The organism is Nocardia sp. CA-107356 (assembly GCF_050946365.1).
Lineage (GTDB): Bacteria > Actinomycetota > Actinomycetes > Mycobacteriales > Mycobacteriaceae > Nocardia.
The window spans coordinates 1,172,572-1,191,937 of the sequence record NZ_CP191992.1 but is presented as its reverse complement, the minus strand read 5'-3'; the positions used below and the strand labels follow the sequence as shown (position 1 = coordinate 1,191,937).

General features: G+C 68.0%; 1 protein-coding gene (cut by a window edge). It reads right to left on the bottom strand.

The annotated features are described in order from the left end of the window. Window positions 1–59: 59 nt before the first annotated feature. A protein-coding gene (locus tag ACQP1G_RS05355) for a non-ribosomal peptide synthase/polyketide synthase (protein WP_433208176.1) crosses the window boundary here: on the bottom strand, window positions 60–19,366 show its 3' portion. The gene runs 18,193 nt beyond the window's last position; only the last 19,307 of its 37,500 coding nucleotides appear in the window; the start codon falls outside the window, past its right edge — the gene reads right to left on this strand; its stop codon occupies window positions 60–62.

Below are 19,366 nucleotides of genomic sequence, written 5' to 3'. Positions count from 1 at the left end.
GATGGTGGCACGAATCCCCGCACCTCGGGTGCGGTGCGGGGATTTCGGGCGGTAGGGCGCTACTCGACGATCACGATGCGTATGTTCTCGTCGGCCGCGTCGGTTGCCTCGTCCACCGTGACGAACCAATGGCTGACTTCGCCGTCGGCGAGATCATCGGGCACCGAATCCGCGCTCGGCAGTACCGACAGGGCACCGGCGGTTGCCGCTGCCAGGAACTCCAGCAGCGCGGCGCGGCCGGAGACCGCGGTGGTGAATGTCGTCGACTCGTAATCGATCTCGTATTCCGAGCGCACTCGATCCGCCCGCTCCAGCGCCTCGGTCTGGCTGAGCGCCTGCACCGAGCCGTCCGCCGCGAGCACCACGAAGGCGGGATGTTCCTCGGCGAGCGGGCGCACCCGATCCGCGTAGGACACCGGATGCGACGGCGCGGCGGCCAGTTCGGCCTGCACCGTCGGATCGCTCGGCACCAGCCAGGTGATCGGGCCGTCGACCGGCTCCAGGGTGATCCCGAAACCGGCTCCGGCAGCTGCCATTTCGTCGGCGGTCAGATCACCGGCGAACAAGCAGGCAGCACCGGCCTGTTGGACGGCCCAGACCGCGACCACCGCATCCACCGAACGCGGCAGTGCGATGGCGATCACATCGCCGGGTCCGGCACCGTACTCGATGAGCACCCGAGCCAGCTGCGACGAACGGCGATCCAGTACGTGGTAGGCGATTTCATCGCCGTCGACCAGCAACGCGGGCGCCTCGGGATCGGCCTCGACGACCTCGGCGAGCACCTTCGACACCGTGCGCGCACCCACCCGGCCCACCGGTTCGGGCGCGGGAACCGTTGCCGCGATACCGGATTCGACGAGCAGGCGAGCCCGCTCACCGGCGTCGAGGATATCGATATCGCCGACCAGTCCGGCCGGATCGCCGAGCAGCGCGTCGAGCACCCGGATCAACCTGGTGGACAGGGTCTCCACCTCGTCCGCCGTGAACCGGCTGAGCAGGTATTCGAGGGTGAACTCCAGGGTGGACTCCGCGGTCACCTGCAGGGTCAGCGGGTAATGCGTCGCACTGTCGACACCGACATCGGTCACCGACATGCCGTCGATCGAACTCGCGGCGGCGATCGCTTCGCGATCGATCGGATACGACTCGAACACCAGCAGGGTGTCGAACTGCGATCCGATTCCAGCGGCGCGCTGGATATCGGCGAGTCCGACGTAGTGGTGGTCGAGCAGATCGGTCTGGTCGCGCTGCAATCGCTTGAGCTGATCGTCGATGGTCGCGCGGTCGTCGATACGCACCCGGACCGGGAGCGTATTGATGAACAGGCCGACCATCGATTCCACACCCGGCAGTTCGGCGGGCCGACCGGAAACCGTCGCGCCGAACACCACATCGGCGCGGCCGGTGAGCCGGCCGAGCAGAATGCCCCACGCCGCCTGCACCAGGGTGTTCACCGTGATGCCGAGTTCGGCGCAGTGCTTGGTGAGCTGGCGGGTGCGGTCGGCGTCGATTTCGGTGACCAGTTTGGCGGTCTCGTAGGTCTCGACGGTCCGTGCCGGCGTCGCCAACTCGGTCGGCTCGGTCGCACCATCGAAGGCCTCGGCCCAGGTCCGCAGCGACGCGTCCTGGTCGCGGGTGGCGAGCCAGTCCAGGAAGTCGCGGTAAGAGGAGACGTGCGGCAGCGCCGACTGATCGCCGCGAGTCGCGTAGAGCACCAGCAGATCCCGCATGAGCAGCGGCATCGACCAGCCGTCGACCAGCACATGGTGCGTGGTGATCGCCAGCGACCACTCCTGCGCCGCGGTACGCAACAGCGTGTAGCGCACCAGCGGCGGCGCGGACATATCGAAGCGATCCGCGTGATCCGACTCGATCCTGCGCCGCAGTTCCTCGGCCCGCTCCGCCTCCGGCAGCTCGGTGAGATCCACGATCCGCCACGGCACTTCGAGCCGATCGAGCACGACCTGCCTGACCTGCCCGGTGGCGTCGGTGACGAATGCGGTGCGCAGGTTCGGGTAACGATCCAGGATCGCCTGCGCGGCCGCGTGCAGCCGTTCGACATCCACCGCACCGGCCAACTGCACCACGGCCTGCATGGTGTAGACGTCCACGGTGGCCGTGGTCATCAGCGCGTGGAAGAGCAGACCGGACTGCAGCGGCGAGACCGGCCAGACATCACTGAGGCCGGGGTACGTCTGCTCCCACAGGTCGATATCGGACTGACCGACCTGCACCAGCGACAGATCCGACGGTGTGTGACCACCCGCATCCGGTCGCTGCGCATGCTTCCCCAGCGCCGTGAGCGCGGCGACCCACAGATCCGCCAGCTCCTGCACCCGCTCCGGGGCGAGCAGACCCACCGGGAACTCGAAGGTGGCCAGCAGACGCCGACCATCGTCCGCATCGTCCACGGTGACGGTGATATCGACCGCACCGTTCGCGGGCATATCGGCACCGCGCTCGGTCTTGATCACCGCGTCGTGATACCGGAAGCTCACCTGACCCACCTGCGGCAGGTGCAGCAGGCCGTGGCCAGCGCCCTGATCCGGCACCGCGAGCAGTTGCTCCTTCACCGACTTGACGATGGCACCCGCGGCATGACCGCCGGTGAACGCATCGGCCAGATCGATATCGCCGAGATCGAGCCGGGCCGGGTAGGTCGTGGTGAAAGCACCAACGGTGCGCGACAATTCGGCGTCGCGAACCGCCGCACGCCCGTCGCCGTCGAGCCGGACCAGCACATCCGATCCGTGCTCTTCGCCGCGCCAGCGCACCAGGGCCATGGCCAAGGCCGACAACAGCCCGTCCGGTACGCCGCCGTGGAACCGCGTCGGCACGGCGGTGAGCAGGACCTCGGAGACCGCCGTCGGCACCTCGACCCGAACCCGCCGCACCGAGGCGACGGTATCCAGCGCGGGATCGAATGCGCGCGCACCCAGCAGCGGATCCGGCGTTGCCGAAACCTCATGCCAGAACGGCAGTTCGGCGGCACGGGCGCTCGCTTCATCGGTCAGACCGTATGCCCAGCGCCGCAGCGAGGTGCCGACCTCCGGCAGGGTGAGCGACCCATCCTCGACCGAATCCAGCAGGTCCGAGGTCACGACGCCGACAGACTTCGGGTCGGCCGCGAAGGCGTGCACCACGACCAGCACGAAATTGCCGCCGTCGAGCTTATCCGCGGTGATGTGCACGAACTGTGCCATCACACCGTTCGCCGGATCGAGACGATCGGCCGCGGCCGCGCGTTCGTTATCGGCGAGCCGGATGAGCTCGTCGTGGCCGTAGTCCTCGGACAGGGTGGCGTCGGCCGAAACCTCGTGCACCAGCGCATCGATATCGATGGCGCCGCGGTCGAGCGCCGCGAACGTCGCGCCCTCGCCCGCCTGACGCAGTCGCGTGCGCAGGGCGTCGTGCCGGTCGACCACTGTCGCGATCGCCACGCGCAGTGCGTCGCGATCGAGTTCGCTCGGCAGGGTCACTGTCGCCTCATGCGAGAAACGCTGGTAGGACGCGCCGAGTGCCAGCACCGCCGCGATGCTCGGCGGCAGCGGGATCTCGCCGACCCCACCACCGGGCAGCTCGGCCATCGTCGGCCGCAGATCCGCGGTCGACTTGGCGATGGCCGCAAGTCCCGCGACGCTGCGCTGATCGAAGACATCGCGCACGGAGAACACCACGCCGAGTGCCTTCGCCCGCGACACCAACTGGATCGACAGGATGCTGTTACCGCCGAGGGCGAAGAAATCGTCATCGGCGCCGATCCGCTCGATGCCGAGCACATCGGCGAACACACCGGCCACGATCTGCTCTACCGGTGAGACCGGCGCGCGGAACGCGGCATGTTCGAAGGTGGGCTGCGGCAGCGCATTTCGATCGAGTTTGCCGTTGGCATTGAGCGGCAGCGCTTCCAGCGCCAGGAAGGCACTGGGCACCATGTAGGACGGCAGCTCGGCCGCCAGCGCCGACTGCAGTGCGCGCTTGTCGAGTTCACCGGTGGCCGGGACGACATAGGCGACGAGGCGGTCACCGAGCGCCGGATCGGTATGTGCGAGCACTGCGGCCGAGGTGATCGCGGTCTGCCGCAGCAGGGCCGCCTCGATCTCGCCGAGTTCGATGCGGAAACCGCGGATCTTCACCTGGAAGTCGGTGCGGCCGCGGTATTCCAGCTCACCGTCGGCATTCCAGGCCACCAGGTCACCGGTGCGGTACATGCGCGCACCGGACTCGAACGGGTTGGCCACGAACCGCTCCGCGGTCAGATCCGGCCGTCCGAAGTAGCCGCGCGCCAATTGCGCACCGGCCAGATACAACTCACCCGAAACACCCAACGGCACCGGACGCAGACGCGAATCCAGCACGTAGACACGGCTGTTCCACTCCGGAGCACCGATCGACACCGAGACGGCATCCGCGTCGGTCACCGCATGGTTGGTGATCGACACCGCGGCCTCGGTCGGACCGTAGAGATTGAACAGCGTAGCGGCGTTGGCCGTCCGGAACCGCTGTGCGGTCGCGGCGGGCAACGCCTCACCGATCGCCAGCACCCGGCGCAACGAGTCGGGCAGGTGTCCGTCCGATTCGGTCAGCAGCGCGTCCAACATCGAGGGCACCACATGCAGTGTGGTGACACCGGTATCGCGCATCAGGGTGTTGAGGTACGCGGGATCGCGATGTCCGTCGGCGATCGCAATGACCAGTCGGCCACCGGATACCGCCGCCGACCAGAACTCCCACACCGAAAGGTCGAAGGTCGCGGCCGTCTTCAGCAGCACCGCGTCCGCGGCGCCGAGGCCGAATTCGCTGGTCTTCCACTGCAACTGGTTGGCGATCGCGCCGTGCGGCAGTGCCACACCCTTCGGCTGGCCGGTCGAACCCGACGTGAAGATCACGTACGCGGTATTCGCCGCGGTCAGGGTGCCGAGTCGTTCGTCCGCGGATACCGGGGCATCCGAGTACGGCGACAGGTCGAGTTCATCGATGGCGACGGCATCGACCGTCGCGGAGGTGAATCCCTCGCGACCGGTGGTCAGCACGCACACCGGAGCGGCGGTGCCGAGGATGTACTCGACGCGGTCGGCGGGCTGATCCGGATCGACGGGCACATACGCCGCACCGGCCTTCGCCACCGCGTACATCGCGACGACCAGATCCGCCGACCGGCGGATGGCCAGCGCGACCCGATCCTCCGACCCGACACCACGCTCGATCAGGTACCGCGCCAGTCGGTTCACCTGCGCATCGAGTTCGGCGTAGGTCAGCTCGAGTTTGCCGCCGGTGGGCACATCCGCGACCACCGCGATCGCGTCCGGAGTAGCCGCAACGGTCGCATCGAGCAGCGATACCAGCGTCGCGGTGGTATCGACCTCGTGCGCGGTGGCATTCCACTGCGTGAGGATCCGTGCGCTCTCCTGCGGCGCGAGCAGATCGATCTCGCCGACCGGCTGCGCCGCATCGGCGACGACCGCGTCCAGCACCCGCAGGAACCGGTCCGCGAAACTCTGCACCGTCGCCTCGTCGAACAGGTCGATGGCATAACCGAATTCGGTGACGATCTCGGCCGGGGTGCCGTCGTCGGCGTAGCGGTCGTAGAGCGTGACGTGCAGATCGGTCTTGGCCAGCTGTGAATCGAAGTTCACCGCGCTCACCGACAGGCCGGGCAGCGTGAAGGTGGTCTCGGCCAGGTTCTGGAACGAAAGACCGATCTGGAACAGCGGATTGCGTGCCGTCGAACGCTCCGGGTTGAGCACCTCGACCAGCCGCTCGAACGGCACGTCGGCGTTCGCGAACGCCTCGAGATCCCGTTCGCGAACATCGGCGAGCAGATCGGCGAAGGTATCGCCTGGCTGCACTCGGGTACGGAACACCAGGGTGTTGACGAACATGCCGATCAGATCGTCGAGTTCACGCTCGCCGCGACCCGCGATCGGCGTACCGACCGCGATATCGTCGGTGCCCGAGAGCCGGGCCAGCAGCACCGCGAGTGCCGCGTGCACAACCATGAACAGCGAGGTGTTATTGGCCCGCGCCAATTCGTGCAGGCGTGCGTGCTTGTCCGGCGCGATCTCGAAGCGAATCGCCTTGCCCTGGAACGACTGCGCCGGCGGGCGCGGCCGGTCGGCGGGCAGCTCCAACTGATCGGGCAGACCCGCGAGCGCGGACTGCCAGTACGCGACCTGCTGTGCGGCAAGCGATTCCGGATCGTCCTCGGAACCGAGCACCGAACGCTGCCACAGCGCGTAGTCGGCGTACTGCACCGGCAACGGCAGCCACTGCGGGATCTCACCCTGCGCCCGTGCCACATACGCCGCCATGACATCGCGGGCCAGCGGGCCCATCGACGAACCGTCGGCCGCGACATGGTGCACCGTGAACGCCAGCACGTGATCGTGTTCGGCGATCCGCAACAGCGCGACCTTCAGCGGCACCTGCACGGTGACATCGAAGGTGGTGAGCGCGAATTCGATGACCGTGCGAACCAGATCCGACTCGTCGATATCGGTGACGGTCAGCTCCGGTACGGCCTGGTCGGCGGACAGGATCACCTGGTGCGGGCCGCTGGCCGAGCTCGGATAGGTGGTCCGCAGCACCTCGTGCCGCGCGAATACGTCACCGAGCGCCTGCTCGAGCGCCGCCACGTCGAGCGCACCGGACAACCGCACCGCCAGCGGAATGTTGTCCACCGCCGAGGTGGCGGTATCGAACTGGTTGAGGAACCAGTACCGCTGCTGCGCGGGCGAGAGCGGAATACGGGCGGGCCGCTCCCCCGCGACCAGCCGCGGCCTGGTGCGGCCGGATCCGGCATTGTGTTCGGCCTTGGCGGCCAGCGCGGCGACCGTCGACGCCTCGAACAGATCGCGCACCGCGAGCTGGGTGTCCAGTGCGGCACCGATGCGCGCGGTCACCTGGGTGGCCAGCAGCGAGTTGCCGCCGAGTTCGAAGAAGTCGTCGTCCAGGCCGACCCGGGCGATGCCGAGTACGTCGCAGTAGACGCTCGCCACGATCTCCTCGATCGGAGTCGACGGTGCGCGGAACACCTTCGCCTCGAAGACGGGGGCGGGCAATGCCTTGCGGTCGAGCTTGCCAGAGGCGTTGAGCGGGAACGCATCCAGCACCACGAATGCCGTCGGCACCATATACGCGGGCAGATCGGCCGCGAGTTCGGCACGCACCGCGTCGATATCGACCGAACGGTCCGCCGCCGCGATCACGTACGCCACCAGCTGATCGCCGAGGCGATCGTCGGAGCGGACCACCACGGCCGCCTGAGCGATCGTCTCCAGCGCGGTCAGCGCGGATTCGATCTCGCCGAGCTCGATGCGCAGACCGCGCAGCTTCACCTGGAAGTCGGTACGGCCCAGGTACTCCAACTCGCCATTCGCGGGCCCACCCGTCGCCCGGCCACCACCCCTCATCGAATCGCTTCGCGATGCAGGCACCCATCGGACCAGGTCACCGGTGCGGTACATGCGCTTGCCGGTGCTGAACGGGTTGGCGACGAAGCGATCCGCCGTCAGATCCGGACGCGCCACATAGCCGCGCGCCAGCTGATCGCCCGCGAGGTACAGCTCGCCCGCGACACCGACCGGCACCGGGTGCAGCCGCGAATCCAGCACGTACACCTGGGTATTGAAGACCGGGGCACCGATCGGCACCGAGAGGGTGTCGGAGTCGGTCACCTCGTGATAGGTGACATCGACCGCGGCCTCGGTCGGGCCGTACAGGTTGTGCAGCCAGACACCGGTCAGCTCGCGCAACCGCTGTGCGGTCACGGCGGGCAGCGCCTCACCGGAGGCGAAGACGTTGCGCAGGTCGAAGCATTCGCTGGCCCGGTCATCGGCCACGAAGACCGAGAGCATGGACGGCACGAAGTGCACGGTGGTGACCTGCTCGTCGGCGATGGTCCGCACCAGGTAGGCCGGATCGCGATGCCCGTCGGGCTTGGCGATGACCAGGCGCGCGCCGACCTGCAGCGGCCACCAGAATTCCCATACCGACACATCGAAGGTGGCGGGGGTCTTCTGCAGCACCACATCGCCGCGATCCAACCCGTATTCGGACTGCATCCACACCAGACGGTTGACGATCGCGGCATGGCTGACCGCGACCCCCTTCGGTCGACCGGTCGAACCCGACGTGAAGATCACATAGGCGGTATTCGACGGCCGCAGCGGTGCAAGACGTTCCGCATCGGTCACCGGTTCGTCGGAGTACGCCGACAGATCCAGCGCCGCGATATCCAGCGCGGTCGTCGTGCCCGCGTCGAACTCGTCGGCGGCGGTGCTCAGCACGCACACCGGGTTCGCGGTGCCGAGCACATACCGGGTGCGCTCAGCCGGATGATCCGGATCCAGCGGCACATACGCACCACCCGCGACGCTCACCGCGTACATACCGATCACCAGCTCGAAGGACCGGCGCATACCGAGCGCGACCATCGAATCCGGTCCGACCCCCAGCGAGATCAGGTGCCGCGCGAGTCGATTCACCCGCGCGGTGAACTCACCGTAGGAAAGACTCGTCCCTTCGAAGGTCAGCGCGATCGCCTTCGGACTCCGGGCGGCCTGATCCTCGAACATCGAGACCAGGGTGAGTTCGGCATCAACGATATGCGCTGTGTCGTTCCACTTGTCGAGCACCTTCGTGCGCTCGGCGGCATCGAGCAGATCAATGTCACCGACCGCGACGGCCGGATCCGCGACCACGGCCCGCAGCAGACGGTTCAGGCGCTGGGCGACACCGGCGATCGTCTTCGCGTCGAACATATCGGTCGCATAGGCGAATTCGGCGGTCATGCCGTCGGCGTTCCCGGCCGCGTCCATCCGGTCCGCGAGGTTCAGATGCAGATCGAATTTCGCGGTCACCACATCGAGCGGGACGCCGGCCACCTCGAGGCCGGGCAGTTCGAAGGCCGCCTCGCCGGTGTTCTGGAACGACAGCATCACCTGGAACAGCGGATGCCGCGCCTGCGAACGGGCCGGATTGAGGATGTCGACCAGCCGCTCGAACGGCAGGTCCGCGTGGCCGAAGGCGGCCAGATCGGTTTCCCTGGCCCGCGCCACCAACTCGGCGAAGGACGCACCGGCGTCGACCGGCGTACGCAGCACCAGCGTATTGACGAACATGCCGATCGCGTCGTCGAGTACGGCCTCACCGCGACCCGCGACGGCGGTGCCGACGGCAATGTCATCGCTACCGGACAGTCGCGCCAGCAGTGCCGCGAACCCCGCGTGCACCACCATGAACAGGCTCGCACCCTGTGCGCGGGCCAGTGCGTTGAGTTCGGCCAGCAGCGCCGCGTCGATGCCGAATTCGTAGACATCACCGCGGTTGGATGCGACGGCCGGACGCGAACGATCCGACGGCAGATCCAGCTGATCGGGCAGCCCGGCCAGGCTCTCGGACCAGTACGCGACCTGCTTGGCGATCAGCGAGGCCGGATCGTCCTCGGAGCCGAGTGTTTCGCGCTGCCACAGCGCGAAATCGGCGTACTGCACCGGCAGCGGCGCCCAAGCGGGCGATTCGCCGCGGTTGCGAGCCGCGTAGGCGACCATCACATCGCGGGCCAGCGGGCGCACCGACCAGCCGTCACCGGAGATGTGGTGCACCACGAACACGAGCACGTGGGTATCGGGCAGCGAGCCGTCCATCGGCGCCTCGAGCCGGAACAGCTTGGCGCGCACCGGAACCTCGGCGGTGACATCGAAGCCGGTCAGCACCAGCTCACTGATCGAAAAGCGAATATCGGTCTCCGACACCACGACCGGGGTCAGGTCGAGGTGGACCTGACCGGCGGGCAGTACAACCTGCACGCCCTGACCGTCGGCGGTCTCCGGGTAGACGGTGCGCAGCACCTCGTGCCGATCCACCACGTCGGCGACGGCCAGTCGCAGCGCATCGGTGTCGAGTGCGCCGGTGAGCCGGACCGCGAGCGGGATGTTGTTGACGGCGGTCCGGTTGTCGAAGCGGTTGAGGAACCACATCCGCTGCTGGGCCAGCGACAGCGGAATCTGTTCCGGCCGTGGTCCGGCCACCAGTTCCCGGCGACCGCCGGTGCCCTGCTGCGCCTCCATCCGCGCGGCCAGCGCGGCCACATTCGGCGCCTCGAACAGCAGCCGCACCGGAATGCGGGTATCGAGTGCGGCGCCGAGGCGGGCGACCACCTGGGTGGCGATCAGCGAGTTGCCGCCGAGGTCGAAGAAGTCGTCGTCCAGACCGACCGCACGCCCGGCCTCACGAGTCGACAGACCGAGCACCTCGGCGAAGGTGTCGGCCACGATCTCTTCGATCGGGGTCGACGGCGCACGGAATTCCCGTGCCTCGAAGGCGGGTTCGGGCAAGGCGCGGCGATCGAGTTTGCCGTTCGGGTTCAGCGGCATGGCGTCGAGCACCATCAGCGCCGCGGGCACCATATACGACGGCAGTTGCCCGGTCAGATGCCTGCGCAACTCGTCGACGTCCACCGCGCCGCCGTTCACGGGTACGACATAGCCGACCAGCTGATCGCCGGTCCTGGCATCCGAACGCACCAGCGCCACCGCCTGCGCCACCGAATCGTGTGCGGTGAGGGCGGTTTCGATCTCACCGAGTTCGATGCGCAGACCGCGCAGCTTGACCTGGAAGTCGGTGCGGCCGAGATAGTCGATGGCGCCATCGGCGGCCCTGGCGACCAGGTCGCCGGTGCGGTACATGCGTGCGCCCGGTGCGCCGAACGGGTTGGCCACGAAGCGATCCGCGGTCAGATCGGTACGGCCGAAGTAGCCGCGCGCCAGCTGCGCACCGGCCAGGTACAACTCGCCCGCGACACCCGGCGACACCGGGTGCAGACGCGAATCCAGCACATAGGCCTGCGAATTCCACACCGGCAAGCCGATCGGCACCGCGCCGTCGACCTTTTCGGCGACGGATCCGTGGGTGGCGTGGACGGTGAATTCGGTCGGGCCGTAGAGGTTGTACAGCTCGGCCGAGCTCACCTTGCGAATGGCCTGCGCCGCATCGGCGGTGAAGGCCTCACCGGCAATGAGCAGTGCGCGCAGCGAGGCCAGGGCCGCACCGCCGACGGCAGCGTCGACACTGCCGGCGAAGACGGTCAGCATCGAGGGCACAAACGAGGTCATGGTGACCCGCTCGGCCGCAATGACTTCCGCCAAGTACTGCGGATCACGATGACCATCCGGGCTCGCCACCACGATCCGGCCACCCGTGCTCAACGGACCGAACAGCTCCCACACCGACACATCGAACGTGGCGGGAGTCTTGAACAACACCACATCATCGACACCGATACCGTATTCGCCAGTGATCCAACGGATCTGGTTCACCACCGCCGAATGCGGCACCGCCACACCCTTCGGGCGACCCGTCGAACCCGACGTGAAGATCACATACGCGGTGTTGTCCGCCCGCAGCGGTGCGATCCGCTCCGCATCGGTGACCGGCTCGTCCGAGTATTCGTCCAGATCCAACTCGTCGATGACGAGTGCGGGCAGACCGGTGCCGTCGAAGCCGTCGCGCGAGGTGGTCAGTACGCACACCGGTGCGGCCGATTCGAGCACATAGCCGATCCGCTCCGCGGGCTGGTCCAGGTCCAGCGGCACGTAACCGCCACCGGCCTCCTGCACCGCGTACGCCGCGACCACCAGGTCGACCGAGCGCCGCAGACCAAGAGCCACCAGAGTTTCCGGGCCCACCCCGGCCGCGATGAGACGACGTGCCAACCGGTGCACGCGTGCACCGAATTCGGCATACGTCAGCGTCGCACCCGTCGCCGGATCCACGATCGCGATGGCGTCCGGTGTGGCCGTCGCCTGCCTGGCGAACTCGTCCACCAGCGTGGTCACCGCACCCAGATCACGCTCGGTGGCGTTCCAACCGTGCAGCGCCAGTTCGGCTTCCCGCTCGTCGAGCAGGCCGATATCGCCGATCGCCCGATCCGGTTCGGCCGCGACGGCCCGCAGCAGCCGGTTGAACCGGTCGCCGAATTCGGCCATGGTGTCGGCGTCGAACAGATCGGTGGCGTAGATCAATTCGGCGGTGATACCCGACGGCGCGACCGTGGCACCGGCACCGTTGACGGTGCTGGTCGGGGTCGCGGTCTGCTCCGAAAGCACCAGTTGCAGATCGAACTTGGCCACATCGATGGGCAGTTCGACGCCGCTGACCGTGAGTCCGGGCAGTTCCAGGCTGTTCTGGCCGATGTTCTGGAACGAGAGCATCACCTGGAACAGCGGATGACGCGCCTGCGAACGGGCCGGGTTGAGGATCTCCACCAGGCGTTCGAACGGCAGGTCGGCGTGCCCGAACGCACCGATATCGATGCCGCGCACGGTGCGCAGCAGCTCGGTGAAGCTGGCGTCGCCGTCGATCGAGGTCCGCAGCACCAGGGTGTTGACGAACATGCCGATGAGGTCGTCGAGCGCGCGTTCACCACGCCCCGCAATCGGGGTGCCGATCGCGACATCTTCCTCGCCGGACAACCGGGACAGCAGTACGGCCAGCGCGGTGTGCGCGACCATGAACAGCGTCGCGCCCCGGGTGCGGGCGAGTTCGGTGAGCTTGCCATGGGTTTCGGCGTCGATCTCGAAGGCGTGCGTCGCACCGCGACCCGACGCCACCGCCGGTCGCGGCCGGTCGGCGGGCAGGTCGAGCTGTTCGGGCAGGCCGCGCAGGGTCTTCGACCAGAACTCGATCTGCCCGGAGATCACCGACTCCGGATCGGTTTCGGCGCCGAGTACCGCGCGCTGCCACAGCGCGAAGTCCGCGTACTGCACCTCGAGCGGCCGCCAGGCGGGTTCGCCGCCGTCGACGCGGGCGGCGTAGGCGGTCATCACATCGCGGGTGAGCGGACCCATCGAGAAGCCGTCGGCCGAAATGTGGTGCACCACAAGGGCGAGTACATGTTCGGTCGGGCTGATCTCGAACAGGCGTGCCCGGAACGGAACTTCGGCGGTGACGTCGAAGCCGCTCAGCATGACCTCCGCGAGACGCCGCGGCAGTTCGGCTTCGGTGACATCGATCGGCGACAGATCCGGGATCACCTTGCCGGTGGAGACGGTCCACTGGTACGCGGTGCCGTCGACCTCCGGGTAGTAGGTGCGCAGCGATTCGTGGCGCGCCAGCACATCGGCGACCGCGATCTGCAGTGCCTGCCGGTCCAGCAGACCGGAAAGCCGCACCGCTGCCGGGATATTGTCCACGGCCGATTCCGGATCGAAGCGGTTGAGGAACCACATGCGCTGCTGCGCCAGCGACAGCGGCACCCGCTCGGGGCGCTGCTGCGGTACCAGGGCCGCCCGCGCACCGGCACCGGCCCGCGACTCCGCCCGGGCCGCAAGTGCCGCCACCGAGGACGCCTCGAAGAGTTCGCGGACACCGAGATCGGTGTCCAGCGCGGCCGAGAGCCGGGCGGCGACCTGGGTGGCGCTCAGCGAGTTGCCGCCGAGTGCGAAGAAGTCGTCGTCCAGACCAACCCGCTCCAGGCCGAGCACATCGGCATAGGTGGCGGCGATGATCTCCTCGACCGGTGTGGTCGGCGCACGGAATACCGCGGCCTCGAAGACCGGTGCGGGCAGCGCCTTGCGGTCCAGCTTGCCGGAGGCGTTGAGCGGGAATTCGTCGAGCACGATCACGACCGAGGGCACCATGTACGCGGGCAGCTGCCGCGCCAGATCCTCGCGCACCGTCTCGATATCCAGCCGCAGGTTCGGCGTCGCGATGACGTACGCGACGAGCTGGTCGCCGGTGTGCTGATCACCGCGCACCACGACCACCGCCTGGGCGACCTCGTCCAGTGCGGTGAGCGCCTGCTCGATCTCGCCGAGTTCGATGCGCAGACCGCGCAGCTTCACCTGGAAGTCGGTACGGCCCAGGTACTCCAGCTCACCGTCGGCGGTCCAGGCCACCAGGTCGCCGGTACGGTACATGCGCGCACCCTCGGCGCCGAACGGGTTCGCGACGAACCGATCGCTGGTCAGATCCGGACGTGCGACATAGCCGGGCGCCAGCTGATCGCCCGCGAGGTACAGCTCACCCGCGACACCGACCGGCACCGGGCGCAGCCGCGAATCCAGCACGTACACCTGGGTATTGAAGACCGGCGCACCGATCGGCACGGTGTCGGTATCGGTCGCGACCACCTCGTGGAAGGTGACGTCGACCGCGGCCTCGGTCGGGCCGTACAGGTTGTGCAGCGCCGCACCGGTCAACTCGCGCAAGCGATGTGCGGGCTTGGGCGGCAGTGCCTCACCGGAGGCGAAGACCAGCCGCAGCGAATCACACCGCCCCGCGGCCGCATCGGCCACGAAGACCGACAGCATGGACGGCACGAAGTGGGTGACGGTGACCCGCTCGGCGGTGATGATCTCGGCGAGGTAGGCCGGATCGCGATGCCCGTCGGGCCTCGCGATGACCAGGCGCGCACCGATCTGCAACGGCCAGAAGAACTCCCACACCGAGACGTCGAAGGTCGCCGGCGTCTTCTGCAATACGGCGTCGGCGCCGGTCAGCCCGTAGGCCGACTGCATCCACACCAGGCGGTTCACGATCGCCGCATGGCTCACCGCCACGCCCTTCGGACGGCCGGTCGAACCCGAGGTGAAGATCACGTAGGCGGTATTCGACGGACGCAGCGGCGCACGTCGTTCCGCGTCGGAAACCGGTTCGTCCGACAGCCCGAACAGGTCGAGCAGGTCGATGCGCACCTGGGCGGTATCGATCTTCAGATCGTCGCCGGAGGTCAGCACGCAGACCGGATCGGCCATGGCGAGAATGTATTCCGTGCGCTCGGCCGGATGATCCGGATCCAGCGGCACATACGCACCACCGGCCACGGTCACCGCGTACATGCCGACGACCAGATCGATGGAGCGCCGCATACCTAGGGCCACATACGATTCCGGGCCGACACCGCGTTCGATGAGCCAACGCGCCAAACCGTAGACCCTGGTGCCGAATTCGGCGTAGGTCAGACTCGTCCCCTCGAACGTCAGCGCGGTCGCGTCGGGGGTCGCGGCGAGCTGAGCCTCGAACATCGAGACCAGCGTCTTGGCGGTGTGAGCGGAGCCTGCGGAGCGAGCCGGCAACTCGGCGTCCACGTCGTATGCGGTGTCGTTCCACCCCGACACCACCAGCTCGCGCTCGGCGGTATCGAGCAGTTCGATATCCCCAACGACCACAGCGGGTTCGGTGGTGATCGCGGTCAGCACCCGGATCAGTCGATCGGCGATGCGGCGCACCGTCTGCTCGTCGAACAGGTCGCGCAGGTAGCCCGCGCGGATCCGCAGCCGAGTGTCCAGCTGCGCGATCAGGGTCAGCGGGTAGTGCGTGGCGTCGGCGGCCTGCATATCGATGACCGCCATGCCATCGATATCGGCGGCCTGCGCCCGGATGCCATCGGCATCGACCGGGTAGGACTCGAATACCACCAGCGTGTCGAAGAGACCGCCGATACCAGCGGCGGACTGGATATCGGCAAGACCGACATAGTGGTGGTCGAGCAGATCCGCCTGCTCGCCCTGGGTCCGGGTCAGCAGCTCCCGCACCGATTCCGACGGATCGAAGCGCACCCGCACCGGAACCGTGTTGATGAACAGCCCGACCATCGATTCGACACTGGAGAGCTGAGCCGGACGCCCGGACACCGTGGTACCGAACAGCACATCGTCGCGGCTGGTCATCCGGCCGATCAGGATGCCCCAGGCGACCTGCAGCACGGTATTCGGCGTGACACCGAGCGAGGCGGCCAGTGTGGTCAGTCGCGCGGTGGCCTGCTCGTCCAGGTCGAAGAAGTATTCGCCGGACAGCGCGGTGATTTCGCGGCTCGCGTCCGGACGCGACAGCAGCGTGGGTTCGCTGACACCGCGCAGCGCATCGGTCCACGCGGCCACCGAGGCCGAATGATCCTGCTGCCTGGTCCATTCCAGGAAGTGCCGGTAGGAGCGCACCGCGGGCAGCACAGTGGCGTCGGCGTGGGCCGCGTAGAGCACCAGCAGATCCCGCATCAGCAGCGGCATGGACCAGCCGTCGAGCAGGATGTGGTGGTTGGAGACCACGAACTGCCAGCGGTTGGGCGCCACCTGGATCAAGGTGAACCGGATCAGTGGCGGCGCGGTCAGATCGAAACGCTGGGTGCGGTCCGCGGCGATGAGGTCGGTGCCGTCGCCGGACTCGATCCGGTCGTGCTCGGCCCACGCGACGCGGACGCTGTCGAGGACCACCTGCACCGGGTTGCCGTCGTTATCGGTGACGAAGGCGGTGCGCAGGTTCTCGTAGCGATCCACCAGCGCCTGTGCGGCCGAACGCAATCGGGTCGAATCCACCCGACCGGTGAGCGTCAGCACGGCCTGCGCGGTGTAGACGTCCACCGAGGTGGCGGCCAGGCGCGCGTGGAAGAGCAGACCCGCCTGCAGTGCGGACAGCGGCCAGATATCGGCCAGCGCCGGGAAGCGCTGCTCCCAGTTGTCGATATCGCGCTGGGTCGAGCGGACCAGGGCGAAGTCCGACGGCGTATGCCCACCCGCGCCGTTCGAATTGGCATGCCGGGCAACCGCTTCCAGCGCGGTGGTCCACAGCTCGCCGAATTCGCGGACCTGTGCGGCATCCAGCAGCGTGGTCGGATAGCCGATATTCGCGGTCAGCTTGTCGCCGACCACGATGGCATTGATATCCAGCGGCGCCATCGCGGGCATATCCGCGTCGTAGGCGCCGCCGAGCGCGCCGAGTTCCGCGGCCGGGATCCAGCCGAAACCGCGCAGCGCCTCGGGCACATCGCCCTCGGAGACGCGGCCCAAGTAGTTGAAGCTCACCTGGCCCGGCAGTTCGGCGGGCAGTTCGGCCGCGGTCGCCGCGTTCATATAGCGCAGCAGGCCGTAGCCGATGCCCTTATCCGGCACCGCGAGCAGCTGCTCCTTGACCGCCTTGACGGCCTTGCCGAGGGGCGGGCCGCCGGTCAGCGCGGCATCGATATCGATACCGGACAGGTCGAAGCGGACCGGGAAGATCGCGGTGAACCAGCCGACGGTGCGCGAGAGATCCGCGCCGGGCACGATGTCCTCTTCGCGGCCATGGCCTTCGAGCCGGAGCAGCAGCGCATCGTCGGTGCGGGTGCTGGTGCGGCGGGCGCGCCACTTCGCGGTCGCCAGGGCGAGCGCGGTCAGCAGACCGTCGTTGACGCCGCCGTGGAACAGCGCGGGCACTGTGGTCAACAGCGCCTTGGTGACCTCGGCGGAGACCTCGACCTGATGCTTCTCGATGACACCGGAGGTATCCACGGTCGGATCCATCGGCCGCTCGGTCAGCAGCGGATCCGCGGTGGCAACCACCGAACGCCAGTAGTCGAGTTCGGCCACTCGCTCGGCACTTCCGGCCTCGCGCGCCAACGCGTCCGCCCAGGCCCGCATCGAGGTGGCGGGCGCGACGAGCTGCGGATCCTGGCCCGCGGTGAGCTGGCCCCAGGCGGTGACGAAGTCCGGCACCAGGATGCGCCAGGAAACACCGTCCACGACGAGGTGATGTGCGGCAACGATGAGTCGACCGCCGCGGCTGCCGCCCGAGGGCTCCAGCCAGACGAACCGAACCACCACGCCCGCGGCCGGATCCAGCAGATCCAGCGAGGCATCCAGTGCGGCGGAGGCGATCTCGACCAGTCCGGCCGCGTCCACGCCCGCATCGAATTCGGTGCGGTCGATCAGCGCGTCCACGTCGATCGTGCCCGGTGCGGCGGTATCGACGATCCAGTCCTCGTCGTCGCGGGACAACCGCGCCCGCAGCATGTCGTGGCGATCGATAACCGCGCCAACGGTTTTCGCGATGCCAGCGCGGTCGATGCCGACCGGCAGCTCGAGTGCCATGGTCTGGTTGAACCGGCCGAACGAGCCCTCGCGCTCGGCCATGAACCGGATCACCGGGGTCAGCGGCATGGTGCCGATGCCGCCACCGGGCAGCTCGGCCAGCGCCTCGACGCCGGATTCGGTGCTGTCGGCGGTCTCGGCGACTGCGGCGAGTCCGGCCACGGTGCGCTGTTCGAAAACGTGGCGCGGCGTGAACACCACGCCGCGCGCCTTGGCCCGCGAGACCAGCTGGATGGAGACGATGCTGTCGCCGCCGAGCGCGAAGAACGAATCATCGACACCGACGCGGTCCAGACCGAGCACCTCGGCGAAGACCTCGGCGATGGTGTGCTCGATCGGAGTGCGCGGCGCGCGGAAGACGACCTCGGTCGCGAAGACCGGCTCCGGCAATGCCCTGCGGTCCAGCTTGCCGACCGGGGTCAGCGGAATCCGGTCGATCACCATTACCGACGACGGCACCATATAGGCGGGCAGGCGTTGTTCGACATGCCCGGTCAGCTCGGCCACGTCGATCGAATGCCCTTGCGCCGCAACCACATACGACACCAGCGAGGTCGCGCCCGCGGTGGTCTTGTGGCCGACGGTGACGGCGAAGTCGACGGTCTCGTGCGAGGCGAGCGCGGCATCGATCTCACCGAGTTCGATGCGGAAACCACGCACCTTGACCTGGAAGTCGGACCGGCCGACGTACTCGACCGCACCGCGATAGCTCCATCGGACCACGTCACCGGTGCGGTACATGCGTGCACCCGCGACATACGGATTGGCCACGAAACGCTCGGCGCTCAGCCCGGCACGCGCGTGATAACCGCGCGCCAGCTGAATACCCGACAGATACAGCTCACCTGCGACACCCACCGGCACCGGCCGCAGCTGGGCATCCAGGATCAGCGACTGCATACCGCGGATCGGCGCACCGATCACCACCGTGTCACCGGCCACCAGCGGATCGCTGATATTGGTCATGATGGTGGTCTCGGTCGGGCCGTACCCGTTGTGGAAGTTGCGGACGGACCCGTTCTCCAGCGGCACCGCCCATTTCGCGACCAGATCCGCCGGAACCGCTTCGCCACCGGCGACCAGCACCCGCAGCGAGTCGAGGCCGGCCGGGTCGAAGGTGGCCAGCGCGGCGGGCGTGATGAACGCGTGCGTGACCCGCTCGGTGCGGATCAGCTCGGACAGTTCCTCACCGCCGTACACACCGGGCGGTGTCACCACCAGCGCGCCACCCGCACCGACCGCCAGCAGCAGTTCGAGGATCGAGGCATCGAAACTCGGCGAGGCGAAATGCAGTGCGCGCGACCCGGAATCGAGGTCGTAACGCACGATCTGCTCGACACTGAAGTTCGCCAGACCCGCATGGGTGACCACCACACCCTTGGGCACACCGGTCGAGCCCGAGGTGTAGATGACGTAGGCCGGATGCGCCGGACGCAGTGGGCGGACCCGGTCGGTGTCGGTGATCGGCCCGCCGTCGAAGGCGTCCAGGTCGAGGTCCTCGAGCACCAGCCAGCGCGCCG